Annotated in this window: 19 protein-coding genes; 11 read left to right on the plus strand and 8 right to left on the minus strand. The window is 48.3% G+C overall.

The features are described 5' to 3' along the window. The first annotated feature begins 9 nt into the window (after positions 1–9). The 3 genes from trpA (at position 10) to folC (ending at position 3,250) form a co-directional block, all read left to right on the plus strand. The gene (gene trpA, locus ACYZZ0_RS11625) at positions 10–822 is read left to right on the plus strand and encodes a tryptophan synthase subunit alpha (RefSeq protein ID WP_461536793.1); all 813 of its coding nucleotides are present in this window, start codon (positions 10–12) and stop codon (positions 820–822) included. A 68-nt stretch (positions 823–890) separates the two neighbouring features. Further along, positions 891–1,799, plus strand: a complete 909-nt coding sequence (gene accD / locus ACYZZ0_RS11630) for an acetyl-CoA carboxylase, carboxyltransferase subunit beta (RefSeq protein WP_461536794.1) — start codon at positions 891–893, stop codon at positions 1,797–1,799. A 167-nt stretch (positions 1,800–1,966) separates the two neighbouring features. Continuing rightward, complete coding sequence (gene folC, locus ACYZZ0_RS11635) at positions 1,967–3,250, plus strand: bifunctional tetrahydrofolate synthase/dihydrofolate synthase (protein ID WP_461536795.1); 1,284 nt, start codon at positions 1,967–1,969, stop codon at positions 3,248–3,250. Between the two features lie 36 nt (positions 3,251–3,286). Here folC and ACYZZ0_RS11640 read toward each other — a convergent pair whose 3' ends face one another. Then, positions 3,287–5,398 carry a hypothetical protein gene (locus ACYZZ0_RS11640; RefSeq protein ID WP_461536796.1) on the minus strand — a complete coding sequence of 704 codons (2,112 nt, stop codon included), beginning with the start codon at positions 5,396–5,398 and terminating at the stop codon, positions 3,287–3,289. A 286-nt stretch (positions 5,399–5,684) separates the two neighbouring features. Here ACYZZ0_RS11640 and ACYZZ0_RS11645 point away from each other — a divergent pair, with 286 nt between their 5' ends. The 4 genes from ACYZZ0_RS11645 to ACYZZ0_RS11660 all read left to right on the plus strand — a co-directional run bounded on the left by ACYZZ0_RS11645 (position 5,685) and on the right by ACYZZ0_RS11660 (position 9,753). Continuing rightward, positions 5,685–6,179, plus strand: a complete 495-nt coding sequence (locus ACYZZ0_RS11645; protein WP_461536797.1) for an SPOR domain-containing protein — start codon at positions 5,685–5,687, stop codon at positions 6,177–6,179. Positions 6,180–6,325: 146 nt separating this feature from the next. Further along, positions 6,326–6,826 (plus strand): CvpA family protein, encoded by a 501-nt coding sequence (locus ACYZZ0_RS11650; RefSeq protein ID WP_461536798.1) that lies wholly within the window; start codon positions 6,326–6,328, stop codon positions 6,824–6,826. 44 nt (positions 6,827–6,870) lie between these two features. Further along, on the plus strand, positions 6,871–8,385 hold the full coding sequence (gene purF / locus ACYZZ0_RS11655; protein WP_461536799.1) for an amidophosphoribosyltransferase: 1,515 nt from the start codon (positions 6,871–6,873) through the stop codon (positions 8,383–8,385). 150 nt (positions 8,386–8,535) lie between these two features. Then, positions 8,536–9,753 (plus strand): O-succinylhomoserine sulfhydrylase, encoded by a 1,218-nt coding sequence (locus ACYZZ0_RS11660; protein WP_461536800.1) that lies wholly within the window; start codon positions 8,536–8,538, stop codon positions 9,751–9,753. Between the two features lie 167 nt (positions 9,754–9,920). On the opposite strand, the gene ACYZZ0_RS11665 is transcribed toward ACYZZ0_RS11660, so the two are convergent. After that, positions 9,921–10,250 (minus strand): RNA recognition motif domain-containing protein, encoded by a 330-nt coding sequence (locus ACYZZ0_RS11665; protein ID WP_461536801.1) that lies wholly within the window; start codon positions 10,248–10,250, stop codon positions 9,921–9,923. Between the two features lie 338 nt (positions 10,251–10,588). Then, a complete protein-coding gene (locus ACYZZ0_RS11670) occupies positions 10,589–11,203 on the minus strand; it encodes a LysE family translocator (RefSeq protein ID WP_461536802.1) in 615 nt (204 codons plus the stop codon). Between the two features lie 303 nt (positions 11,204–11,506). Between ACYZZ0_RS11670 and ACYZZ0_RS11675 the strand changes: the two genes are divergently transcribed. Next, a complete protein-coding gene (locus tag ACYZZ0_RS11675; protein WP_461536803.1) occupies positions 11,507–13,933 on the plus strand; it encodes a hypothetical protein in 2,427 nt (808 codons plus the stop codon). Positions 13,934–13,977: 44 nt separating this feature from the next. Here ACYZZ0_RS11675 and ACYZZ0_RS11680 read toward each other — a convergent pair whose 3' ends face one another. Beyond that, complete coding sequence (locus ACYZZ0_RS11680; protein ID WP_461536804.1) at positions 13,978–15,207, minus strand: hypothetical protein; 1,230 nt, start codon at positions 15,205–15,207, stop codon at positions 13,978–13,980. A 90-nt stretch (positions 15,208–15,297) separates the two neighbouring features. On the opposite strand from ACYZZ0_RS11680, the gene ACYZZ0_RS11685 reads away from it, so the two are divergent. Together ACYZZ0_RS11685 and ACYZZ0_RS11690 are read left to right on the plus strand one after the other, a co-directional pair. Further along, positions 15,298–15,726: a phage integrase N-terminal SAM-like domain-containing protein gene (locus tag ACYZZ0_RS11685; protein ID WP_461536805.1), complete on the plus strand. Its 429-nt coding sequence runs from the start codon at positions 15,298–15,300 to the stop codon at positions 15,724–15,726. Between the two features lie 208 nt (positions 15,727–15,934). Continuing rightward, positions 15,935–16,066: a tyrosine-type recombinase/integrase gene (locus ACYZZ0_RS11690; protein WP_461536806.1), complete on the plus strand. Its 132-nt coding sequence runs from the start codon at positions 15,935–15,937 to the stop codon at positions 16,064–16,066. A 225-nt stretch (positions 16,067–16,291) separates the two neighbouring features. Here ACYZZ0_RS11690 and ACYZZ0_RS11695 read toward each other — a convergent pair whose 3' ends face one another. The 4 genes from ACYZZ0_RS11695 to acnB form a co-directional block, all read right to left on the minus strand. Further along, positions 16,292–17,689, minus strand: coding sequence for an alpha-amylase family glycosyl hydrolase (locus ACYZZ0_RS11695; protein ID WP_461536807.1), 1,398 nt, complete (start codon positions 17,687–17,689; stop codon positions 16,292–16,294). Between the two features lie 241 nt (positions 17,690–17,930). After that, the gene (locus ACYZZ0_RS11700) at positions 17,931–19,937 is read right to left on the minus strand and encodes a hypothetical protein (RefSeq protein WP_461536808.1); all 2,007 of its coding nucleotides are present in this window, start codon (positions 19,935–19,937) and stop codon (positions 17,931–17,933) included. An 85-nt stretch (positions 19,938–20,022) separates the two neighbouring features. Then, a complete protein-coding gene (locus tag ACYZZ0_RS11705; RefSeq protein ID WP_461536809.1) occupies positions 20,023–21,429 on the minus strand; it encodes a sodium:solute symporter family protein in 1,407 nt (468 codons plus the stop codon). Positions 21,430–21,578: 149 nt separating this feature from the next. Continuing rightward, entirely contained in the window at positions 21,579–24,170 is a 2,592-nt protein-coding gene (acnB, locus tag ACYZZ0_RS11710) for a bifunctional aconitate hydratase 2/2-methylisocitrate dehydratase (protein WP_461536810.1), read from the minus strand. A 464-nt stretch (positions 24,171–24,634) separates the two neighbouring features. Here acnB and ACYZZ0_RS11715 point away from each other — a divergent pair, with 464 nt between their 5' ends. Further along, entirely contained in the window at positions 24,635–25,234 is a 600-nt protein-coding gene (locus tag ACYZZ0_RS11715; protein ID WP_461536811.1) for a MiaE family protein, read from the plus strand.

A 25,234-nucleotide genomic window follows, 5' to 3' on the forward strand; every position in this document is an offset into this window, starting at 1 on the left:
GCTGCAGCGATGAGTCGTATTCAAACCTGTTTCGATGCGCTGCAGGCGCAGGGCCGCAAGGCACTGATTCCCTACTTTACGGCCGGTGATCCTGACAAGGCCAATACCGTCGCTATGATGCACGGCATGGTAGAGCAGGGTGCGGATATCATTGAATTGGGTATTCCGTTCTCTGATCCGACGGCGGACGGTGTTGTTATTCAGCAGGCCCATCTGCGGGCGCTGAAAAACGGTGCCAACCTGAGCTGGGTGCTGGAAACTGTCAAGACATTCCGTGAAACCAACAGTACGACTCCGGTTGTATTGATGGGTTACCTCAATCCTATTGAAATCATGGGATACGAGACATTTGTCGAGACAGCTGCGGATGCCGGTGTTGATGGTGTGCTGTGTGTGGACCTGCCGCCGGAAGCAGCGGGCCGGTTCCGGTCACAGCTGGTCGAAAAAGATATCGATCTGATCTTCCTGATTGCGCCGACGACGACCGATGAACGTATCGGCAAAATTTGCAGTCAGGCCAGTGGATATATTTATTACGTCTCGCTGAAAGGCGTCACAGGTTCAGCAACCCTGAACACTGAGGAAGTCAGTCAGCGGGTACAACATATTCGAAACTATACAGACCTGCCGGTGGCGGTGGGTTTTGGTATCTCCGATGGTCCGTCGGCTCGTGCGATTTCCAGCACGTCTGACGGCGCTATTGTGGGAAGTGTTTTGGTTAAGGAAATTGCAGCTGCAGCGCAGGCCGGGCAACCGGAAAGCGCGGTCGGCCGGGTGGGTGAAAAACTTGCCGCCATGCGGACTGCAATGGATAACGGATAAAAGGATGATGCCGGATGCCGTAGAGACGGACCGTTACGGCATCCTGAATCAGTAACGGGAGTAAGCTTGTGAGCTGGCTGGATAAACTGCTGCCTTCAATGTCGCGTTCTGTCAAGACGGAGCCTAGCAGCGTACCTGAAGGTCTCTGGAAAAAATGCGTCAAGTGCGATGCGGTACTGTATCGCCCCGAGCTGGAAAAGAATCTGGATGTGTGCCCCAAGTGTGAACACCACATGCGGATTGGCGCTCGTGCCCGTCTGGGGTACATGCTGGATGAAGACGGCCGGGAAGAAATTGCTGCTGATCTGGAGCCGAAGGATATTCTGAAGTTCCGCGATACCAAGAAGTACAAGGATCGTCTGGCCCAGGCCCAGAAGCAGACCGGTGAGAAAGATGCTTTGCTGGTTATGAAAGGCTTTGTCCAGGGTCAGCCGGTTGTCATGGTTGCCTTTGAGTTTGCCTTTATGGGTGGCTCCATGGGTACCATCGTCGGTGAGAAATTCACCCGTGCCGCTGAGCTGGCGCTGGAAGAAAAGTGCCCGCTGATCTGCTTCTCTGCCAGTGGCGGAGCACGGATGCAGGAAGCTTTGTTCTCCCTTATGCAGATGGCCAAAACCAGTGCTGCACTGGAAAAGCTGAAGCAGAATGGCCTGCCTTACATTTCTGTACTGACTGATCCGGTTTACGGTGGTGTTTCTGCCAGTCTGGCGATGCTGGGTGATCTGAATATTGCCGAGCCCAATGCCCTGATCGGCTTTGCCGGTCCGCGGGTTATCGAGCAGACTGTACGGGAAAAACTGCCGGAAGGATTCCAGCGCAGTGAATTCCTGCTGGAACACGGTGCTATCGACATGATCGTCAAGCGCAGTGATATGCGTGAGACCCTGGCTCGGATGTGTGGTGCCATGTTGCACTACCAACAGCCTCAACCGGTGGAAGAAGAGATTCAGCAGCCGCTGGATTTCCCTGCCGCCTGAGACTGATGTCAAATGTCCGGTCCGGACATCCGTAAGCCATGAGCTAAAAAAATACGGCCATTGCCTTCCAGCAATGGCCGTATTTGTATATAAGAGACTGCCCTGCCTGTTTATCTTCGACTACAGTAAACGGGCACTATGAAGTTAAATTGTTCGGGACAGAATACGTGAAGCAGTTTGAGACGTTGGGTGAGTGGTTACACTGGCTGGAAACACGGCAACCGGAACACCATATGAAATTCGGTCTGGAGCGGATCAAGGAAGTCGCTGACCGACTCCAGCTAGCCAAACCTGCGCCACTGGTGATTACCGTCGCCGGCACCAATGGCAAGGGCAGTACCGTTTGTTATCTTGATACTATCTTGCGTACAGCCGGTTACAGGACTGCCGCTTTCACCTCGCCTCATTTCCTGCGGTACAACGAAAGAATTCAGGTTAACGGTGCACAGGCTTCCGATGAACAGATCTGTGATGCCTTTAACCGTATTACTCAGGCCCAGAATGATACTTTCCTAAGTTATTTTGAATTTACCGCACTGGCGGCATTCCTGATTTTCAGTGAAGCCGATATTGATGTTGCGTTGCTGGAAGTCGGGCTTGGCGGACGACTGGATGCAGTCAATATGATTGATCCGGATATTGCTATTGTCACCTCCATTGCTCGAGATCATGAGCAGTGGCTCGGCAGTGATCTGAACGGTATTGCCCGGGAGAAGGCCGGTATCTTCCGTACCGGGATACCAGCAGTCAGTGGTCAGGCCGATGCTCCTAAAACCATTGAGACAGTAGCCATTGAGGTGGAAGCACCGCTTTATCGCCGCGAACGGGAATTTGATATTACCCGTGGTGAAGCCAGCTGGTCATGGAAAGGGCGGGGTGCCTGTGGCAATGAAGTGATTATCAAAGACCTGCCTTATCCCGAGTTGCCACTGGATAATGCTGCAACTGTGCTGCAGGCATTACAGTTTACCGGTTTGAGTATTACTGAGAGTGATATCCGAAAAGGGGTTGGTGAAGCGCGCCTGACCGGACGTTTTCAGAATAAAACGGTGACCAACAGCCGTGGTGAGCAGGTTCCGGTTATTCTGGATGTAGCACATAATCCACAAGCGGCGGAGATGCTGGCATCTCGCCTGAAGATCTCTTCGGTAGAAGGGCAGACTCTTGCCGTATTCGGCGTGCTTGATGACAAGGATCCGGAAGGCATAGTTGAAGCTTTTCTGTCACAGATTGACAAATGGTTTATTGGTACTCCGGAATCACCGAGAGCGCTTAATCCTACTGAGCTCAAGCAGTATTTAGAAGGCAGCAAGGTGAACTTTGTAATGTCCGGGACAATTCCTTTTGCGCTGCAAAATGCTTTGGAAAAGGCGACAACCAAAGATCGAATTGTTGTATTTGGTTCATTTACGGTGATTTCTGAAGTGTTGGATGAAATATCTTCCAGATGATTTCATCTCCATGAAATATTGAACCTTATTTTTATTTTATGAAGAAGGTAATTTTCCTCCGAAAAGCCCTTCTTCATACAATGAGGTAAATTTCATGACAAAGTGTGAAAACAAAACAGTTACCTCGCTTGAATCTGAGGGAATTTGATCCGGTAAACTTAGTAGCTCTGTAAAAATGGGGTGTTGTTTTAAGGTTTCGACCGTACCATTTCGCAGAACGATTTCTTCACAAATTGGATATATTTTACTCACAACCATCTCATAGTGTGATTTTACTTGTTCGTCGATATTTCTGCCCAGCTCTGCGATAATCAGATCAAGATACATGAATAGTTGGTCTGTAACCTTGATGACTTCTGGGCAGCAACAGCAGTGTTCAGGCATAACCTGCTGGTAAAAATAGAGCCATGCCAGAGATATCATCTGGTTTGGAGGTAGCTGTGGAATGCTGGGGGTTTTAGAAATGCGTATCAGGTGTTTATCCGCGCCTGATGGAACCTTGCAAGCAGGCCAGGGGGAATTATATGTGTGTTGAGGGTCTTGCAGGCAGGCTACAAGGCTTTCTCCTGTATCCCAAAGAATATCGAACTTAACAGGTAATAACAGTTTCCTTATGTCATCTGATATCACTTCAGGAATATATTTCGGGGACATGGCCTTTTTCTGATGATCCCATTTCATAGTACCCATAAAGCGAAAACAAGCGGTATGGCTATGAGCCCACTCTGGAATGATTAATGTGCCTCTTGTCGTATCAATCCATTGAAACATAATACCTGCAATGATATCTAATTGCTGTATGTCTCTGAAATCATGCGCAAATGATGTTGCCCGAGCCATAATGCCCGCAAATTGCTTGAATGTTGAAACTGCCTTTTCCACTTCTTCCTTGGACATGATTCGGGTGCTGGCATCTAGCTGGGCATAATATAACTCGAAGAGGTCCTTTATATCTTGCGATGCACTAAACAACTTATCCATTTGCATCTTCAGTGCATCCATTTTTCTACTCTCAGGCAAAGCAACTAACCTTCCCTCTGTGCCGTCATCCTCATTAAAAACCTTTCCTATGAATCCTTCCCCGGCAGTAACATACCTTAATAAATCAAGCGCCCAGATTTCCGATTGGATAGAAGATTTTTGGAATTGAACATAAATTGGGGAATAAAGACATCTCAATTTGAAAAGTGTTGATAAGGGAGCGGGTAATAGCTCTCTTTCAATAATAAATTGCGTATCAATGAAGGGAATAAATAAATTGGTCATCAAGTCAAAGCTGAAATCATGAAACACTGATTTGGGAGGGAAATCCTCTGCATCACCAAGTTCTGTTATGGTCTTCAGACTTTCTGTCAATAAATGATCTATAAGAAAAGGCTGATATTCCGGATAAGCTTTCAACAGTGCTTTTTTTAAACTCTGGAGGTCATTCTTTAAGCTGACTACTTTAGTAGCCTCAGGGTGGGCTTTAGATTTTCTGGGGGATGATGCATTGTGCAGATAGAAAAACTCGGCGTAAATTCTCAAGATAAGCCTTTCCAGAGTGACTCCTTCAGATTTTATTGCTATGTAGCTTTTGGCCGTCACAGGTAGCTGGTCGTAAAGCTTACGTAATCGGTTCATGGCTTCAAAGCAGCTGGCACAGGAGGTATCTTCAACAATGCATTTGGGCAATGGTGAGGGCTTGAAAGGGGGGGGCGGACTGGCTGTAACTACTTGTCTAGTGGGGCTCAGCGGACGTCTGGATTTTACAGCTTGGACACTGTTTGTCATCAAAGTCATATAAGTTTTTTTTTCAATTTGCCGGGCTCTGTTTCTTATTGGTGTTCTGGTTTCTTCCCGATTACGGAGCAGTCTTGTGAAAACAACCTCTTCTGAAACTGTAGGCTTCAATAAATCAGATTCTGACCGGATTTTAGGAAGTCGGCCTGGAACTCTTAATAAATCTGGTGCAAGTGGGCAATCAAGATTGCTTTCTATAGGAGAATCCGGCTGACTGGTATCTGAATCCGCATCTTGCACCTGAATGATAATTTCAGGTGCTGGTGAGCCGGAACTCATCGAGCGCTGATGGCATTTGTGTAATGCTTTTTTTGTTGGCGATGCTTCAGGCGGGGCTGACGGTTTCTCAAGTGGATCTTGATACATGCCAAGCACCTGAGAACTTCCAATGCTCAGGCACCATAGCCACCAACACATACTCTTCACGAACGACAATTTGTACATCTTTTATTAGATCGCTTTGAGTGTGAAACTCTAGTCTAGTCAGAAGCCCTGTCACAAAATGTGATACTTATGACTTTTGTTTAATGGATAGTTTAGTTTTGTGGACGTGTGTAACAACGCCTCAGAAATGGTAGAATTTACAACAAGAATGCGTTAGCTATTTTATTCATATGTTTTAAATAATCACCGGTTATGACACTGCCATAGAATGAAACGATTTTATGTTTTCCTGACCCTCCTGCTAGCCATCGTACTGCTCCCCATGGCACTGGACTACCGCAAAACCCAGATGCAGGTGGCACAGATGCTGGTGCCGGAGCCACCACCAATGGCAGAAATGCCGGATTACATCAATGTGCTTGATCAGGCTCCGGAACCGGTAATGATCGGTCGCCACAGCACCGAGCCGGCCGGCAATGATGTCGATGAGATTTCTCTCAAGCTGGATGACAAGGGATTACCCGTGGCCTGGTCGCTGTGGCTGGCAGATTTTCCTGACTATGACGCAGCTGAAGCGCTGCGGAACAAATTACTGGAAGCCGGATACCGCGCTTATCTCGATGACCTTGCTGCTGCAGATCAGAGTTTGAGCTATCAGGTGCTGGTTGGCCCGGGGTTTCGTCCGGAGCGGTTGCGGGAGCTGGTTCCGGGGCTTAAAAAAGATTTCTCACTTGAGCCACGGCTCGAAAGGTATTACCCGTAAGTGCCTGTTCACTTAGCTGAAAAAGGAGCTGACGCGAGTCAGTAACAATGAATTAAGTCGTGTTATCCATGCGTATTGTTCTTGGGTTGGTATCACGCATTTGTTAGAATTTCGTCCCATATTTCCGACCGGGATAAACCGATATCGTGGACTTCAACTGGGTTGATCTGGCCATTCTTGGCATTATTGCTGTTTCCGCTCTGCTAAGCCTCGCTCGTGGCTTTTTTCGCGAAGTACTGTCACTGGTGACCTGGGTGGTTGCTATTGTCGTCTCGTGGCTTTTTGGCGGGAGTCTGGCAGATCAACTGCATACAATGGTTGAGTCACCGTTATTGCGGGAGAGTGTGGCCCGTCTGATTCTGTTTGTACTGGTATTGATTCTTGGCGGCCTGGTGAACCGGATTGTCGCCGCGCTGGTCAAATTTACCGGACTGACGGGCACTGACCGCATGCTGGGCATGGTATTCGGTGTCATGCGGGGGATCTTGCTGGTTGTGGTAGCGGCAGGTTTGCTGTCCTATACACCCGCCAGACAGGAGAGCTGGTGGCAGCAGTCAACGCTGATACCAGACTTTTTGATGATGGCTGACTGGTCCAAGCGTACAGTCATAGAACTATTCCAACCGCTGCTGGCACAACAATCATAATCCGGCAGCGATAATATGTACGTCTGTTTTATTGAGGTGAGTGCATGTGCGGCATTGTCGGCCTTTCGGCGCATAGTCCCGTCAACCAGGGCCTGTTCGACGCCCTGACGGTATTACAGCATCGGGGGCAGGATGCGGCGGGGATTGTGACCAGTAATGGTCGCCGTTTTTCCCTCCGCAAAAGTAACGGGCTGGTCAAGGATGTATTCCGGACCCGCCATATGAAAAACCTGACAGGAAACACCGGCATCGGCCATATCCGCTATCCTACCGCCGGTTCCTCCAACTCTGCTGAAGCCCAACCCTTCTACGTTAACTCCCCTTACGGTATTGCCCTGGCCCACAATGGTAACCTGACCAATGTCGAGGCCATCAAGGAAGACCTGTTCCGCAGCGATCTTCGCCATATCAATACCCAATCCGACTCTGAAGTTCTGCTAAATGTGTTTGCCCATGCCCTGCAGCAGAATCGGAAGTTCCGCCCGGAACCGGAAGATATCTTTGCCGCAGTAAAGCATGTTCATTCACGTTGTGAAGGCGGCTATGCGGTTGTAGCGATGATTAATGGCTACGGCATTGTCGGCTTCCGTGATTCCCACGGTATTCGTCCACTGGTTTACGGCAAGCGGGAAACCGAACAGGGCACTGAATACATGATCGCTTCTGAATCCGTTGCACTGGATGCCTTGGGCTTCCAAATGATTGCCGATGTGGCGCCGGGGGAAGCGGTCTATATCGATGAAAACAACCAGCTGCACACCTTCCAGTGTGTGGAGCAGGCCAAACTGGCACCCTGCCTGTTTGAGTATGTCTACTTTGCCCGTCCGGACTCCAAAATTGACGGTGTCTCCGTTTATCAATCCCGTGTCAGCATGGGCCGCAAGCTGGCTGACAAGATCAGCCGGGAATGGTCCGATCACGATATTGATGTAGTAATGCCGATTCCGGATACCAGCCGGACCTCTGCACTGGAACTGGCTACCCGGCTGGGTATCAGTTATCGCGAAGGCTTCGTTAAAAACCGCTATATCGGTCGCACCTTTATCATGCCGGGTCAGACCCTGCGCAAGAAGTCAGTGCGCCAGAAACTCAATGCCATTGGAGAAGAGTTTGCCGGTAAAAATGTCCTGCTGGTGGATGACTCGATTGTTCGCGGTACGACAAGTAACCAGATTGTGGATATGGCTCGTGAAGCGGGTGCAAAGAAGGTTTACTTCTGCTCTGCTGCACCGGCGGTGCGGTACCCCAATGTTTACGGTATTGATATGCCGGTCGCCTCTGAACTGGTCGCTCACGGCCGTTCCACCGAGCAAGTCTGTGAACTGATCGAGGCCGACAAGCTGATCTATCAGGATCTGGATGATCTCAAGGCAGCCGTGGCTGAACATAATCCGGAAATCGTTCATTTCGACAGCTCGGTATTCGACGGTGAGTATATTACCGGCAATATCGACGCTGCCTATCTTGACCGAATCGCCCAAGCGCGTAATGATGCGGCCAAGCAGGCGGAAGAAGACAGCGAGAATATCGATCTGCACAACGATCCGTCCGATGACTAAGCTGTAACGCAGGCAGCGCTCTGGCGCTGTCTGTTTATCCTCCCATATGATCTACCGGGTTAAATTTACAGTGTCCCGCCTGCCTCTTCGCTTATAAACCAGCGATCCTGAGCAATAATAATCATCAGTTCACCAGATTCGGGATATGTTATGACAGTAAACAAGGCCGAACAGCGCCAGGGGTATGATGCCGAACTGGAAGGCTGTGCTCCCCAGACCCTCGCTGTTCGCAGTGGCCAGCAGCGCACCGATGTGCATGAGCATTGCGAACCGATCTTTACCACCTCCAGCTATGTGTTCCGCACAGCCGCAGAAGCGGCAGCCGTCTTTAGTGGCGAACAACCGGGCAATGTCTATTCACGCTATACCAACCCGACCGTTGCTGCGTTTGAACAGCGTATGGCCGCACTGGAAGGCGGTGAGGCTGCAGTCGCTACCGCTTCCGGTATGGCAGCTATTTTGTCGGTGTGTATGGCGCATCTGAATCAGGGCGATCATGTTATCTGCTCCCGCAGTGTGTTCGGTACTACAACTACTGTGTTCAGCAAATATATGCCGAAGATGGGAGTTGAAGTTTCCTTTGTGGACCTGGTTGACCCGCAGTCATGGGAAGCGGCGATTCGACCTAATACCCGTATGCTGTTTCTGGAAACACCTTCCAATCCACTGAGTGAGCTGGCCGACCTGAAGCAATTGTCACAACTGGCGCATACCAATAACGCGTTGTTAGTGGTTGATAACTGTTTCTGTACACCGGTGCTGCAGCAACCGTTAAAACTGGGTGCCGATATTGTGGTGCATTCAGCCACTAAATATATTGATGGCCAGGGGCGCTGTGTTGGTGGTGTTGCCATCGGTTCCGCCGAGCATATGAAAGAGCTGACACTGTTTATGCGTGCCTGTGGCCCCAGCCTCAGTCCGTTTAATGCCTGGATTTTGCTGAAAGGTATTGAAACCCTGCCGCTGCGCATCAAAGCTCACTGTGAAAATGCCGGTGAGCTGGCGCAATGGCTGCAACAGCAGCCGGGCATCAGCAAAGTTCATTACTGTGGGCTGGAAGATCATCCACAGCATCAGCTGGCAAAGCAGCAACAGAATGGTTTTGGCGGCGTACTGGCGTTTGAAGTGGAAGGCGGGCAGGAAGCAGCCTGGCGCTTTATCGATTCAACCCGGCTGGTTTCTATTACCGCAAATCTGGGTGATGCGCGCACCACAATTACCCATCCGGCATCAACAACGCATTGCCGGTTATCTGATGAAGACAAACAGAAAGCAGGGATTGTTCCGGGTCTGATTCGGGTTGCTGTAGGGTTAGAAGATATCAGTGATTTGAAAAAAGATCTGGTGCGAGGTCTGGCAGGACTGTAACCGGGATAAAATAAAATCCTGTCGCGCTCGGGAGCGGCAGGATTCGTTTTCCGGTGATTTATTGTTTTGTTGTTGAACTGTAAAATAAATTGATCAATTACAGGCAATAAAAAAGGCATATATAAAATATGCCTTTTGAATCACAGAGTATCGATTTTTTAGCAAGACTAGTAGCGGCGATGACCGGTATTGCCATAGCTCTTGTTACCAGCCGGCTTGCGACCACCTCCACCGCCATTGTTATGACGCGGACGCTCGGTAGCCACATTAACCCGCATCTGGCGTCCGCCCATATCCTGTCCGTCCAGAGCCAGTGCAGACTCGGCAGCGTGCTGGGTATTGAAGGTAACAAAGGCAAAGCCTCTTGAACGGCCGGTTTCCCGGTCGGTGATTACCTTGATTTCATCCAGCTCCCCATATTCGCCAAAGGCGGTTTCCAGTTCTGCTTCAGTAACCGAGAAGGGCAGGTTGCCGATGAACAGTTTATTCTGCTGCATTGAAATATATCTCCGGAGACAGGTACTGCCAGTTATCCCGCCAGCCTGACTGCTACTTCATTTGGCCTTTCACACCGGAACACAGCTTGATTCTTTCGGCCTGAGTTTGAATCCCAAGCTGTCATTCATCAATCATATTCAGGGTGAATATTCAGGCAGAGTGTTTATTGTTCAATAAGTGAAATTTCAATGTAGCACAAAGATATCAATGGCAACGGAATCAGCCGTAGTTATTTTGTAATCTGTGCCATTTCACTACCACTCAAGGGTTTACAGCATATCTTTTCAGCAAAAATGGCAGACGATAGTACCTTTACTGGCAGTGCCAGATTGCCAGATTAACGATTGGAAAAAGCCAGATATCCTGAAGCACAGAGCAGGGCAGAACCTCCGGCCCGGTTAATCAACCGTGGACGGGACTGCAACACCCCTAGCATCTTGCGGGCAGACAGGGCATAAATCATCACCCAACTGAAATCCAGAATGGCCATGGTGGCACACATCACTGCCATCTGGGTAAACAGAGGCTGGGCGGGATCAATAAACTGGGGAAAGAAAGCAGTAAAGAAAACAATAGCCTTGGGGTTACCGGCAGCAACCATAAACCCGCTGGCAAACATTCTGCCACCGGAAATCTCAGACTGCTGTTCGGAGTTCTGTGGCAACTGTGGTTTTGCCATCATCATTTTCAACCCCATATACAGCAGAGTGACAACACCAAACAACTTGATCACCTGAAAGGCAAATTCCGAGCTGGCAATAATTGCACCCAGCCCCAATCCAACCAACACCATCTGCAGAAAGTTGGCCGAGATATCGCCCAGAGCAGTCAACAGGGTTTTTCGTACACCGTAATTAAGGGAGTGAACCACCGCCAGCAAAATGCTCGGACCGGGTGTGATGGTAAGAATTAGTGATGCTAAGACAAAAGCCAGCCATGTATCCAGATTCATAATGTACTTCGCGTGTGTCTCTCTGATTTGGGGCCCTGATATCTATTTCGCGATACAGGGCTCAACAGAGATGAGTTTATATTTATATTTTCAGCAATATTATATCTGGTAATTCAGGGCAGTGCTCTATCTCTGGATGTTGCAAGGTTTGGAACTGATTCCGAAATTTCCAATCATCAACACCCTGGAATTGTTGCTCATGAACTGTTTGGCTTTTAAATTGTCTAAATACTAATGCGGTATGTTTTTTCAACAGTATCCAATGCTTCAGGATTTCAGCGTATTAGGTCTCATTTTTTATCAATGAAAGATGCATTCAATCTGGTTGATATTATAACAATTACTTTGCTTTTTAGCATTGGTGTGAATGTTGCGTTTGCTGATAATGTTGAATCCCGATGCGTCGATGTAGATACATTCGGAACTGATGCGGACTACGAGCCACCACTCCCCCTTTTATCTCCCTCATCATTTGTTTATCCCCCATTTAGTCCTCATCTGTTTGAGGATGATAATGTCAGTGAAACTACAGAGGTAGTTGATGACGCTGACTCCCCTGATCAAGTTTTGTTACATAACTATCTGGACGGATTACCCTGTACTTCATATCAGCCTTTAAGGTGTGCTGATTTATATAGAAATAATCAGCAGCTGGACATGGCAAGACAACATTGCAGGCAGGCTTGCCCTGATAGCTGGCTGGATGAGGGGGTATATATTGCACCGCGTACGGTGGCACCGCCAGAATTATCTGTAGAAGGGCTCTGTCAGATTTGTCGGGACCATTTTCATCAGTGGCGCCCGCTTGTACTTTTGATAGGGCTTGAATATGACGATATCAAAGAAATCTGGTTGGGTGAGCAGAACGATGAAGCCTGTTTTCGCACTGCACTTAATCTTGCTCAGGAGAAAGGACTTCTGAATTGTACTAATCTGTTGCCGGCTATTCAGTTGATAATGGGAGATCTGATTTGCTTTGCAGTGGCAGATTGCTATTTTGACCCTTATTTAATTTCATCACCCTTATTTAAGGGATTTAGCCATTGTTTAGACTGGCCACTAAAAAATGTACAACAGGGCGCACTCATTGCTCAAAGTATTGCTCTGCATGGGGGGCTGGATTTTTGTAAAAGCAGTGAAGAGCTCAGGCTACTGGCTTTATGCATGGAGTGTAGAGGCCACTACATTGAGAGATTATTGGCAGAGTCTGAACGGATGCAGCGAATGCCAATACTGCTTTACTGTTTGCTGGTCTATATGGAAAGGGAGGGTAAAAGACTTGATCAGTTTATTTATGTGGTTGAAAGACTGCAGTTGCAATGCAGAAATGATTTAAGAGAAATAGATAGAAAGCAAAGTGATATTTTAGATGAATATGATCATTCCCTGCTGCTTAATCATATTCCGGTTGCTTCACTTTTTCCTTCAGCCTGTACTACATCAGGGGATCCTGAAACTATCTATTGTCAGGAACTGGAGTGCTGCCATATATCAATTTTGTTGGAACGATTCGGTATTTCGCCAGCTTTATTTTCTCAGGTAATAGGTTGCTATGATATCTGGCGTGATCTTGAGGTTGACAGTTCCGGTTTAGGTTGGAAAGAAAAAATAAGAAGGCTTATTCAGGGATCCCTGAATCGTAATCATAAAATCACAGTGCGTAATATTCTGGATACTTTTTGTCATCCCGAAGTGCAGGATTATACTGCAGCCAATAGCTTGATGGATGCTTTAACAGGTAGTCCGCGGAAGGGCTCCCTGGGACAGCAGTTAATATCAGGAGAAAGTTTGTTTGAGGAAACCCGACATTATCTTGATAAATTAAAAGTAAGCGGTCTTGTTTCTGATGATGGTGATTTTGATGTCATGCTCTATGGCGAAAAGTTTGGTTTTCCCAGATACCAGCTGGATAGAATTCAGAGATATTATAATAAGAAGCAAAGAGTTGTTCGTTTCTGGAAACTTTGCTGTCAGCAGGAAATGGTAAGCAGTAACAGCCTGAAGAAAGTCTTTACTGAACTCCCCGCCGACTTCTGGCATGGAATTACTGAGTATCACTCTCACTTGGTGTTTCGTTCGAAGTGCCTCTTGAAACAGCAGCCGGATGGTGGTTTACCATTAACTGTAAATCATTGTGCAGGGCTCAAGCTATCTCATCTATGGCAGTTGCTTTGCTTATGTTTAGGGATACCTGTTGAAGACATCGTTGATATCAGGAAAAATTATCATACGGATAGAGAATGCCTTTTGGCCGCAATAAACAAAATTGAGTGTGTCTGGAACGGAAGCGTTGAAATGGGGCATTTGTATAAGACTGTCCAGTTTCTGCAGAGCTATGATCCATTACTCACATGTTTGCATGGCTCGGCGCTTCGTCCGCCATCTGTTCCATTATCACATATCATTCCTGCAGCCCGTCTCAACAAGGGGAAGCTGCTGGTACAGCTTGCGCTGAGACTGAGGGAGCATGAAGAGGATTTAATTGCTGCTCTGGGGTTAAATACATACACAACACCTTTTCTGCCAGTAAAGCGTATTCCTGAGGCTATCGATGTCATCCTTGTATGGGAAATAATGCATCCTGGCAGTATTGACCGTTTATGGGAAAGGTATTCTGGCTGTTATCAGGTTAATACACAAGGAGAGTTCGAGTTGCTCTTAAACGGCGAGATAGACGGAAGCGACTTTGCGGTTGAAGTTGCAGATACTTTAAAAAATCTCGGGTCTTAGCTTTAGCTTAGAGAAGTTAAGGAGAAATTGACTAAATGCCACAGTCACTTGTTATAACTCGTTTGCAATATTTCTTGAGTTGTAGGTCTACACTCTTTATATGCAAGCATGGCATACCCTGTCTGCGCATGATTTGAAGCAAGCTTTACTTGTGAAGATGAATTTATTGAAAAATAGTCATTGTATATTTGAGGATACTTAGCATCCAAAATATTAAAGCTAGCATTGTCAAACAAGTATTTAATGTTTTTAAGATTGACTGGGATTGCAAAAATCGCATCATTTTCATGTATGTCTACACTCGTGTTTGAATAGTGCTCGAAGAACTCCTCTGATGTCATTTCGAGATTTAGACTAAATAGAAAAAATGGTTGTGCTCTTTTAAGGTCAAAGAAATAGCCTTGGCACTCAATTTTTTCAATATTATATAAATCTTTGTCAATATTAATCTCGTCTAATAATGAGCGAGAAGCAGTTGCGAAAGGAGTAATAACTTGATCTTCAAAGCAATCACTACTTTCATGTTTCAGTTCAGATCTATACATCCCTTCTGCTGCCGATAAATGGATGTAAAGCTCATTCTGTTTTTGTTTTCTCGCCACTAATTGTCTTCGAGAGCGAACGGAACATATGACATAGTTATCACTCGTGATAACAAGTGTACCTGTACCTACTTTAAATTGGCAAAATGGAAAATCTTCTAAAGAAGAAATGCTTAGCTTACGCTTATCTAATGATAAAAGTTCTCTTAGCGTGTGTTTTTCCTGAGTATCCTCATTATAAAATCTTTTTTCAAGGCACAGATTTGGAAACACAAAGTCGAAGTATTTTGTAGGTTCTAAGATTAGCTTGTAGTTATTTTCTCTTTTGCCATTTTTACCTTCTGGCCGACTTACATCAATTCTTCTCAACGCAAATGAAGCATTATTGTCTAATGTTATCCCTCGCTTTGATGCATCTTCTTGTCTTTCTTTAATTTCATTGCTTTTAAGGTGCTCTATTTGATCGGGCAACCTGCAATTATATGAAATGATTTCAGAATCAAAACGTTTATAGTTTAATGGTTTTTCTATAAATGAATTTTCAATTCTAATGTCATCCACTGATAGAATCTGAAAACACTCATTAAGACTTATCGCATTTTTATCTCTATTTACTTTTTGTATAGGTTCAACAAACCATGCTTTGACATTGTTTTTTACATCTCTGGGCGCAATGGCGAAAAATGCAATTATTCCAAAGATTGATCCGATAATACCAATTATTTCAATCATCTTAATACTTATCTATTCCTATATGTGACGATCTATGAATAGAACTATAACATTACTGGGCGTGGATAAAAAAATCTGCATTGCCACAAAATGCGTCATCCCAAGGCGATGGGAGGTGAGGAGATCAGTCAGTTTCTGAGTTTTCTCGCTGTCAAACTTCAGGTGGCCGTTAATACCCTGCAGCAGGCTTCAAGTGCAATTGCTTTTCTGTATAAAAAGGTTTTAGGCAAGGATGATCTTGTCATCAATGACTGGCTTAATACAAGACGTCCGAAACGGTTGCCTGTCATGCTGTCTGCACGTGAAGTGGAACTCATTCTTACACATTTAAACGGGACACCCTTGCTGATTACAATCCTGATGTATGGTGCTGGCTTGCGTTTAATTGAGGCTTTAAGTCTCAGGGGCAGGATGTTGATTTTCATTGCAGGAAAATTATGGTTCGAGACAGCAAAGGAGGCAAAGACTGACGTACATTGTTTCCGGATAAATCAATTGAGGGTTTGCGTTCCAGCATAGAGCATTCACGACTTCTACATATTAAGGCTCTGAATGCTGGTATCTCTAACGTACATATACTTCAGGCCCTTGCCAGAAAATATCCCAATGCTTGAAAAGAGCTGGCCTGGCAATTCACTTTTGCAGCAATTACCTGAGTCGTGATCCGCGTAGCGGGAAGTAGGGGCGGCACCATATCCATCCTCGATCGGTTTAGAGAGCTGTTAAAGTGGCGATTCAGCGCGCAGGAATTAACAAGCACGCCAGTTGTCATACTTTCCGCCACAGTTTTGCTACTCATTTGCTGGAAAATGGCTACGATATTCGCACAGTGCAGGAGTTACTGGGGCATGCAAAGTAAATACCACAATGATCTATACCCACGTCTTGAATCGCGGGGGCAGGGCGGTGCAAAGCCCGATGGGCAAGATTACTTAATGGCTATCTGTTCGGTACGCTACCGCCGGAGATTTATTACCGGATAGTCGGTAAATAGCAGAGTTCCCTTTAGCTTACAGAGTCATATTGTTGAAATAGCTATTTTGCCAGTAAACATGCCTGAAATACAGGCGACACTGATTCGATGTTACTCCGTTCTTAACCACATACGCGCAGTCCGCCCGGGCAGATAAAAATTATGCCAGTGATCATTTACATACTGTTCATCGCCGGAGAGGGTGTCGATATATTTCACATACCAGTCAAGTTCGAACAGGCTGGTATTAACCCAGTAATCGGAGCCTTCGATTCCTTTGTTAATACCCACAATACCTTTCTTGCCCAGTTTAAAAATCAGCAGGCATTGCGTCGCGCCAATCAGCTGCATTGTCTCACCACGGGTTGCATTGTGAAATGTGACCATGCCCGGCATCCAGCCTTTACTGTGAGCATCCACCCAGCGGCCATTATCACCGCTTTCATCATGATCGGAATAAATCAGCGGTGTGCCAATATCCCTGCCCAGCAGATAGGCATATGCCAGTAGCTCATCGACTTTATCCATCAGCAGAAAGCGCAGATGCTGGTTATTGGGAAAGTCGTGGGTCACGGTGAAGGTGATGGCCCGGTCATGATGTAATGCCTGACCGTCTGCCAGCGGGTTTATCAACCATTCCAGGCTGCCATCGTAGGCCAGTGCTCTGCGCAGAAGACTGAACAGGGGAAAGTCGTAAGCTGCATGACCGGTATACTCAAGGTAAGGGTTCAAAAAGCATTTGACGTCCTCGGAACCTATGCCGCCATCGGTAATGATATCTCCGAACACATCCATCCCGGACTTTATCTCGGCCGTGAAAACCTGATTCAGATGATAAATTTCCATATGTTTAGCGGCATCTATCCTGAAGCCCTGGACGCCCAGTTGTTTTAGCTGCCGCAGGTATTCTCTTTGTTGCCGAACTACCCAGTCATTGGGTTTCAGTTTGGGTAAGCCCTGATCAAGGCCTCCGGCTGATAGCCAATGGTTCTGAACACACCAGACATTGGTGTATTCCCAAAGGCAGTAGCGGCAGGTAAAGTCGGTAACGGAGAATAAATTTTCGGTTAAATCGCCGAATAATTTCCAGCAGTCAATATCGTGTTTTCTCTGGTACTGATCCAGTACCAGATGGCCGGGATAATTCAGATCATCCTGGCCGCGCTTGTTTGCTTCATTAGCCATATGATTCAGGACAATATCGGCATAAACCCTGATGTTGAGTTTCTGTAATGCCTGAATCATTTCAACAAATTCAATTTTGTTGCCGGAAGGATTATCAATGACCCGGTAATCCTGGGGTTGATAACGCCCCCACCATTTATCGCAAGTACTTTTTAATGGAGGTACTACCAAAACTGCGCGATAACCCAGCGCTGCGATTTCCTGAGCCCTTGCGGTAACTTCGGAATACTTCCAGTTAAACGCATGTAAAATAACATCCGCACGCGTGGATAGAGCGAGCAATAATACGCTCAACTGAACTATCAATAACAGAATTCTTGTCATTAATGCTTGACACAACCTGTGTAGAAATCTTTTTATGTTCTGTTGATTTTAAAACTGTGAACCCGGAAAGGTCCGGCTTTGCTGAATAAGTATGGTTTATCAGAGCGAGGGCAACGTAGCAGGATTAACCACCACAAGGTTATGAGGATGATTATATTTACTGGGGGGGCGATCCCGGCGCCGACTGATATGCAGGAAGCGGAGACAGTCTCTGCGCCGGGGGCAACACTCAAGCTTTTATTCAGTTGACGCTCACCCGCGCTTTCTCTGCCATTACCGGAGCGGTGCCATACTTGCCACCGGCAGCGGTTATTTGAGGTACGCGGTCTTCATCGGTATCACCGGAATCGCTGCCCTTGATCCGGTTTTCTCCACTGTCTCCAAGCCACTCGGCCAGCTGCATGCCGCCGTTTATGACAGTGCGGAACCATGCGACATAACGGTCGGCCAGATTCTGCAGTTCCAGCGCCTTGTCATTTTCGCCTTCCTGATTGCGTAACTGCTGAATAGTATCCCGAAGTCCGCCTGAGACGGCTGCAACAGTGTAGGGCGTATAAAGGGTGGGCTGGCCGGGGGTTGTTGCCCAGGTACCCAGCTTTTCGTCATACATCTGTTTCTCGACAGCCAGATACAGTTTGCGGGCTTCGGCTCTGTACTTGGGATTTTTGGTCGCCAGAAAAGCTGTAGACAAACCGCGCAATACGGCGAACTGGGTACCGAGAGACTGGGTTTTATCAATCTTGCCTTCGAGCTCCATACTGTCAAACGCCAGACCGTTCGGACCTATCAGGTTATTCAGAATGAAATCAGCCTGTCTGGTAATTAATTCCAGCGCCTGTTTCCCCTGTGGCGTTGCCAGATTCACAGCACTGTCACCCGCGGCAGCGTAGCCAACAGGCAGGGCATCTTGGGAACGTTCAAAGATAGACAAGGCGACCAGCACATAAGACGCATCATAGGTGTCGACATCATTGCCCTGGTTGTTATCGGCAAACCGGGTCACAAAGGTGCCGGCCTTGCTGTTGAAGTGGAGGGCAACAAGGTTTTCGAACAGAATATGGGACATATTGCTGGTCACCGAGAACATATCTGTACCAACCACATCATTGGTTGTTTTGTCGTCTGTATTTACAGCCGGGGCCGCTGCAAAGGGTGCTCCATCAAATACAGCCAGAAAGGCCGGATTTTGTGCGGTATTGCGAGTGCGCTGATCACTGAAAGCAAAGAGTTCACTGACGGGCCATAACATTAACCAGGTGTCACGCAGAGTGGAAGCGGGGTCGGTAACGGTCAGTTCTTCAATAGCATTAACGCCGTTGGCTTTGCCTTCTTGAACTTTCACCTTGGCCGGAAACCATATCTTTTGTTTGGCCGGATCATAATCGGGGCCAAATTTTACTCCCAGCGTTTTGCCATCAAACCCCATCTGATCCTGCATTATCAGCAGTTTATCGAGCGAAAGTTCGGTCAGAATCATGCCATTGAAGCCATCGGCTGCAGATACACCAAGACTGTGCTTGCCGTCATGATTCATTTTTGAGGATTTTGCTTCCACCTCTTCGTCAGTTGCCGTGACATGCATACCGCCCAGAAAATCCTGGGCCCACATCACTTCTTTCAGCAGAATGCCTCCGGTTGTCGCCGGGCTGAACGATTTATCGAAAGTTGCCGGATCCCAGGCCAGTGTCTTGTAATCCCGGAAGTAGGCCGGCGTTACGGTTTGAACCTTCTTTTCAACGCCTTTGGCGGTGACGATTTCTACCTCATCAGTATTTACGACCGTCATGTCAGGCTTGTTCAGAAACTCGGGGCTACCGGAAACGTACGGCAGTGAGATCGGAAACATATTCAGGGGGATTTCGCCAGCCGGAAAACCAACAGCCTTCGCCATTTCCAACAGACGCTTACCCAAATCCTCCATCTTGCCACCACGGGCTTTGTTCAAAGGGCCATTAACCAGATGGGGACCCATGGTGGACTGATAATTCAGTGCATACATTGCCTCTTCAGAGTATTCATAGCTCCCTATACCGGCCATAAAGTCGAACGCTGTCGGTTGGTTAGCCCGGTTGGGATCTAGTACATCCAGATCCAGCCCCAGTCCTTCAACAAGAGGTTCTCCGGAAAGCTCGAACTCGGTATATGCCAGAAACTGACCGGCTGGATAGTGGGTTTTGTCCAGCACTGTCACCTCGGCTGCATTCAACGTAGCGGAGAAAACTGCAGCAGTCAGAAGTAGATTTTTCACAATGACACCCTTGGGTAAAATCCTTCTAGTTATAGGTAAGAATCCTGTCACTGTTGTAAAAGTATTCTATTCTGCCCCTGATGAATTAGTCGGGCATATGCAGGTCCTTTCTAAAACCGAAGAGATACTTTGGCAGGTGGTTACTATTAAGCCTTAGCAGGATCCAGATAGTACAACTGTTTAATGCAGCACCGATCAGTAATGCAGCAGACTGCCAGGATGTTTGTGCAAATACTGATCTCCAGATCAAAAGTCCGGCAAGTCCTGATATAAAAGGAATGTAGAAAAATCGTTTCGGTAATTTGTGATAAAACAAAGTCAGCAGCAGGGGAGGAAACAGTGTGGGTGCCCAGGCTTCAAAGGTGTTCAGCAGAATATCCAGAATATCATTCACATAATATGCAATTGATATGGCTCCCACACCAATAATGATTGTTGCCAGTCTGCCGAATATGAGCTGTTGCCGGTCAGTCAGTCTGTGACAGGCAACGGGCAGGATATCATTTGAAAAAGCGACGGCTGCAGTATTCAGATAACTGTCACAGGACGACATCACAGCAGCAAGAAAGCCTGCGAACAGAAAAATACCCAGCCAGTCCGGTGCGAACAGGATAATAATGTTAAACGTCTCACTGGCATGACGTGATCCGTCCAGCATTTGCGCAATGGTGCCCAGGGCGCCACTGGTCAGTACAACCCAGAACACAACAAATGCTGTCAGCAGCAGAGCCGATCGAGCCTGGGTTGCACTTCTGGCCATGGTAATTCGCTGGATAGAAACCGGAATCAGGACATCACCAAACAGGAAGCATAAAAATAATATGAGCAGTTCGGGTGAGGATTCCTGTTTCAGGCTCTGAATAAGTTCAAGATTGTATTGAGTAAAAGATTCTATCCCGCCAGTTTCTTCTATCCCCCAAACCAGCAGGGTCGCTATTGCCAGCAATAATGCCCAGGCCTGAAATATATCGGTGCTGACGACAGAGCGAACACCACCCAGACAGCTATAGATAATGACGGTGGCTGTCAGTAACACTGCGATCAGGGTTTCATGCTGGGGTATCAACATATGTGAAACCCGCTGCATGGCAACAACCTGGGCACTGATAATCCCGGTACAGAAAAATAGCCAGATCAGCCCTGCTATCAGTCGGATATCATTGCCGCCATAAGCCTTGCTCAGGATTTCCCCCGAAGACAGGCACTGTCGCCATTGGTAAACCCGTGGCGCCAGCCATGCAACCAGCAACAGCTGCAACGGATAACCAAGGCAGCCAATAGTGTAATACCAGCCGGTTGCATAGGACTTTTCTGCAGCTCCCATCAGATGGCCGGCACCAATGCCGCTGGCAAGGAAAGTGCAGTAGATAGCCACCACGCCAAAGGCATTACGATCCAGTGCAAAGGCCGAGAAATTACCAACTTGCTTGATCTGCAGGATACTGTAAACAAGGAGCAGGGCTGCCAAGCTAAAAATGATGATAATACTCATGGCAATAAACTGCGTGCTTATACATTCATGAGCCATGAAGTGTATGTCATTCCTGCCTGAGCAGAATATCGCTGTAGGTGGTGGCATAAAAAAAGGGCTACCACCCGGAGGTGATAACCCTTTTGTTTATTGCTTTAAGTCAGGCGTTATTAGCCTGCCTTGGCAATAATCTCGTCAGCGGCTTTCTGGTAGCTGCCCATCTTGTCGAAGTTGAGGTAGCGGTACACTTCACTGGACATGGAATCCAGGTTCTGAGCGTACTGCATGTACTCATCGGCAGTCGGGATTTTGCCCAGAATTGCACCAACAGACGCAAGCTCGGCAGAGCACAGGTAAACGTTGGCACCATCACCCAGACGGTTCGGGAAGTTCCGGGTAGAAGTGGACAGTACAGTAGAACCAGCTTCTACACGTGCCTGGTTACCCATGCACAGGGAGCAGCCCGGTATCTCGGTGCGGACATTGCTCTCTTTGTAGATGTTGTAGTAACCCTCTTCTTCCAGCTGGGCCTTGTCCATCTTGGTCGGAGGCGACATCCAGAAGCGGGTCTTCAGCGGATCACTGTTCTGCTCCAGCAGTTTACCGGCAGCACGGAAGTGACCGATGTTGGTCATGCAGGAACCCAGGAAGACCTCGTCAACCTTGTCACCGGCAACGTCAGACAGGGTACGGGCATCATCAGGATCGTTCGGCGCACACAGGATCGGCTCCTTGATATCAGCCAGATCGATCTCGATCACTTCAGCGTATTCGGCATCAGCGTCAGCACGCATCAGGGTCGGGTTCGCCAGCCACTCTTCCATCTTCGCGGCACGACGTTCCAGCGTACGCGGATCACCGTAACCTTCGCTGATCATCCAGCGCAGCATAGTGATGTTGGACTTCAGGTACTCAGCGATGGACTCTTCAGACAGGCTGATGGTACAGCCAGCTGCAGAACGCTCGGCAGAAGCGTCGGACAGTTCGAATGCCTGTTCAACGGTCAGGTTTTCCAGACCTTCGATTTCCAGAACCTTGCCGGAGAAGGCGTTCTTCTTGCCTTTCTTCTCAACGGTCAGCAGGCCTTGCTTGATGCCGTACAGCGGAATCGCGTGTACCAGATCACGCAGGGTAATGCCCGGCTGCATTTCACCCTTGAAGCGAACCAGAATGGATTCCGGCATATCCAGCGGCATAACGCCGGTGGCAGCGGCAAAAGCTACCAGACCAGAACCGGCCGGGAAGGAGATACCCAGCGGGAAACGGGTGTGAGAGTCACCACCGGTACCGACGGTATCAGGCAGCAGCATGCGGTTCAGCCAGCTGTGGATGATGCCGTCGCCCGGACGCAGGGCAACACCGCCACGGTTCATGATGAAGTCGGGCAGGGTGTGATGGGTTTCAACGTCAACCGGCTTCGGATAAGCGGCAGTGTGACAGAAAGACTGCATCACCAGATCGGAAGAGAAGCCCAGGCAAGCCAGGTCTTTCAGTTCGTCACGGGTCATAGGACCGGTGGTATCCTGAGAGCCAACAGTAGTCATCTTCGGCTCACAGTATGTGCCGGGACGAACACCTTCAACACCACAGGCCTTGCCGACCATCTTCTGGGCCAAGGTGTAACCCTTGCCGGAATCTTCCGGAGAAACCGGACGACGGAAGATGTCAGAAGGACCCATGTTCAGGGCTTCACGGGCACGGTCGGTCAGACCACGACCAATGATCAGGTTAATACGACCACCGGCTTGTACTTCGTCCAGGATAACGTCGGACTTGAAGCTGTACTCGGACAGGACTTCACCGGACTCGGACAGGATCTTGCCGTCGTAAGGGCGGATTTCAATCACGTCGCCCATGTTCAGCTTTTCAACCGGGGCTTCAAATACCAGTGCGCCGGCATCTTCCATGGTGTTGAAGAAGATCGGTGCTACCTTGCCACCGATGCAGATACCGCCGGCACGCTTGTTCGGTACGCCAGGCATATCATCACCGAAGAACCACAGTACGGAGTTGGTGGCGGACTTACGGGAAGAACCGGTACCGACTACGTCACCCACGAAAGCAACCGGCAGGCCTTTGGCCTTGATTTCTTCGATCTGCTTCAGCGGGCCTTTGACACCGTGCTCTTCCGGCTCCAGACCGTCACGGGTCATCTTGTACATGGCGTTGGCATGTACCGGAATGTCAGGACGGGACCAGGCATCAGGTGCCGGAGACAGGTCGTCGGTGTTGGTTTCACCGGTAACCTTGAACACGGCAACCTTGGTGCTTTCCGGAACAGCCGGACGGCTGGTGAACCATTCAGCTTCAGCCCAGGATTTCAGAACGCCAGCAGCGTTGCTGTTACCCGCCTTGGCCTTTTCTTCCACATCGTGGAAGGCATCAAAGACCAGCAGGGTCTTTTTCAGCTGTTCGGCAGCCAGTTCACCCAGTTCGGCGCTGTCCAGCAGGGTAACCAGGGTTTCAATGTTGTAGCCACCCAGCATGGTACCCAGCAGTTGAACCGCTTTTTCAGCGTCAACCAGCGGGCACTCAACTTCGTTTTTGGCAACGGCGGACAGGAAACCGGCCTTAACATAGGCCGCTTCGTCTACACCGGGGGGAATACGGTTTTCCAGCAGGTTCAACAGCTCTTGCTCTTCACCGGCGGGGGGATTTTTCAGTAACTCAACCAGACCGCTGACCTGTTCAGCGTTGAGAGGTTTGGGAGGTACACCTTCAGCTGCACGCTCGGCGACGTGTTGGCGATAAGCTTCTAGCACTTTGTTATACCCTCTTTATTGGACCTGCCGGGGGCGGCGGATAGGCGACTGGTAATAAGATGAAATGAACCGGGATTAATTGAGTTTTGTTGTTGTAGCCCGGGAACGGCACAGGCTGGCATCACAAGCAAGGCTGGCTGGGGGCGGGCTGTATTGTACTGCAATAATCTGGATCTCCGGTCGGCTACTTCCGCGGCTGGCAGGGCAGGTTGCTCTGTCAATACGCTTCTAATAGGCGGGCAGAGTATAGCGAATACCCGCAGCCAAGTTAAGGGTATCTCGAAATGGTCATTATTCAGCCGGTGAATGAAGCCCGGCTTTATGCGTTTTTTACGCGATGAATGATTGTTTCTGTCATGGCTGGTGTTGGGTATGGCTTGGCGTATATCCTATAGACGTTTTCCAATTCTGCTCTATATAAGCACCGGATTTTAGATTATTACTTACTGGGGGATGATAACGATATGACCAGCCCGGCAGCATTTCTGGCGTGCCCGACGCCTGATGCCTGGATCGATATGGCACTGCAGCAGCAGGAAATTTTGCTGACAGATCACGCCAACTGTGAAAAGAAAGCAGCCGCGACGGCGTTGAACCTGCTATTCAGGTATACCTTTAATGACGATCTGCAGTACAAAATGTCCCGTCTGGCGCGGGAAGAGCTGCGTCATTTCGAGCAGGTTCATGCCCTGATGAAAAAGCGGGATATCAAATACCGTCCACTGAGTGCATCCCGTTATGCCAACTGGCTGCGTGAACATATCCGGAAGGAAGAACCCGGCCGGCTGGTGGACACTTTGATTGTCGGTGCCTTTATTGAAGCCCGTTCCTGTGAGCGGTTTGAAAAGCTGGCACCACATCTGGATGAAGAGCTGGGCAAGTTTTATGTATCACTGCTCAAGTCCGAAGCCCGGCACTATCGTGACTATCTGGCTCTGGCAGAAGAAGCGGCGGGTGAGTCGATTGAAGAGCGGGTGGAGTATTTCCGTCAGGTAGAGCGGGACGCGATTGAGTCACCTGATGAGGAGTTCCGTTTTCATAGTGGCAGCCCGGCTGCAGCATAA

The organism is Spongorhabdus nitratireducens, from assembly GCA_947387575.1.
Taxonomy (GTDB): domain Bacteria; phylum Pseudomonadota; class Gammaproteobacteria; order Pseudomonadales; family Endozoicomonadaceae; genus CANDOC01.

Excerpts from the sequence above, each read along its gene's own strand:
- purF (WP_461536799.1), top strand. The coding sequence starts at position 6,871 with ATGTGCGGCATTGTCGGCCTTTCGGCGCATAGTCCCGTCAACCAGGGC.
- ACYZZ0_RS11675 (WP_461536803.1), top strand. The coding sequence starts at position 11,507 with ATGAAAGATGCATTCAATCTGGTTGATATTATAACAATTACTTTGCTT.
- ACYZZ0_RS11670 (WP_461536802.1), bottom strand. The coding sequence starts at position 11,203 with ATGAATCTGGATACATGGCTGGCTTTTGTCTTAGCATCACTAATTCTT.
- ACYZZ0_RS11695 (WP_461536807.1), bottom strand. The coding sequence starts at position 17,689 with ATGACAAGAATTCTGTTATTGATAGTTCAGTTGAGCGTATTATTGCTC.
- ACYZZ0_RS11715 (WP_461536811.1), top strand. The coding sequence starts at position 24,635 with ATGACCAGCCCGGCAGCATTTCTGGCGTGCCCGACGCCTGATGCCTGG.
- ACYZZ0_RS11645 (WP_461536797.1), top strand. The coding sequence starts at position 5,685 with ATGAAACGATTTTATGTTTTCCTGACCCTCCTGCTAGCCATCGTACTG.
- ACYZZ0_RS11680 (WP_461536804.1), bottom strand. The coding sequence starts at position 15,207 with ATGATTGAAATAATTGGTATTATCGGATCAATCTTTGGAATAATTGCA.
- ACYZZ0_RS11665 (WP_461536801.1), bottom strand. The coding sequence starts at position 10,250 with ATGCAGCAGAATAAACTGTTCATCGGCAACCTGCCCTTCTCGGTTACT.
- ACYZZ0_RS11640 (WP_461536796.1), bottom strand. The coding sequence starts at position 5,398 with ATGTATCAAGATCCACTTGAGAAACCGTCAGCCCCGCCTGAAGCATCG.
- ACYZZ0_RS11685 (WP_461536805.1), top strand. The coding sequence starts at position 15,298 with ATGCGTCATCCCAAGGCGATGGGAGGTGAGGAGATCAGTCAGTTTCTG.
- ACYZZ0_RS11660 (WP_461536800.1), top strand. The coding sequence starts at position 8,536 with ATGACAGTAAACAAGGCCGAACAGCGCCAGGGGTATGATGCCGAACTG.
- ACYZZ0_RS11705 (WP_461536809.1), bottom strand. The coding sequence starts at position 21,429 with ATGAGTATTATCATCATTTTTAGCTTGGCAGCCCTGCTCCTTGTTTAC.
- trpA (WP_461536793.1), top strand. The coding sequence starts at position 10 with ATGAGTCGTATTCAAACCTGTTTCGATGCGCTGCAGGCGCAGGGCCGC.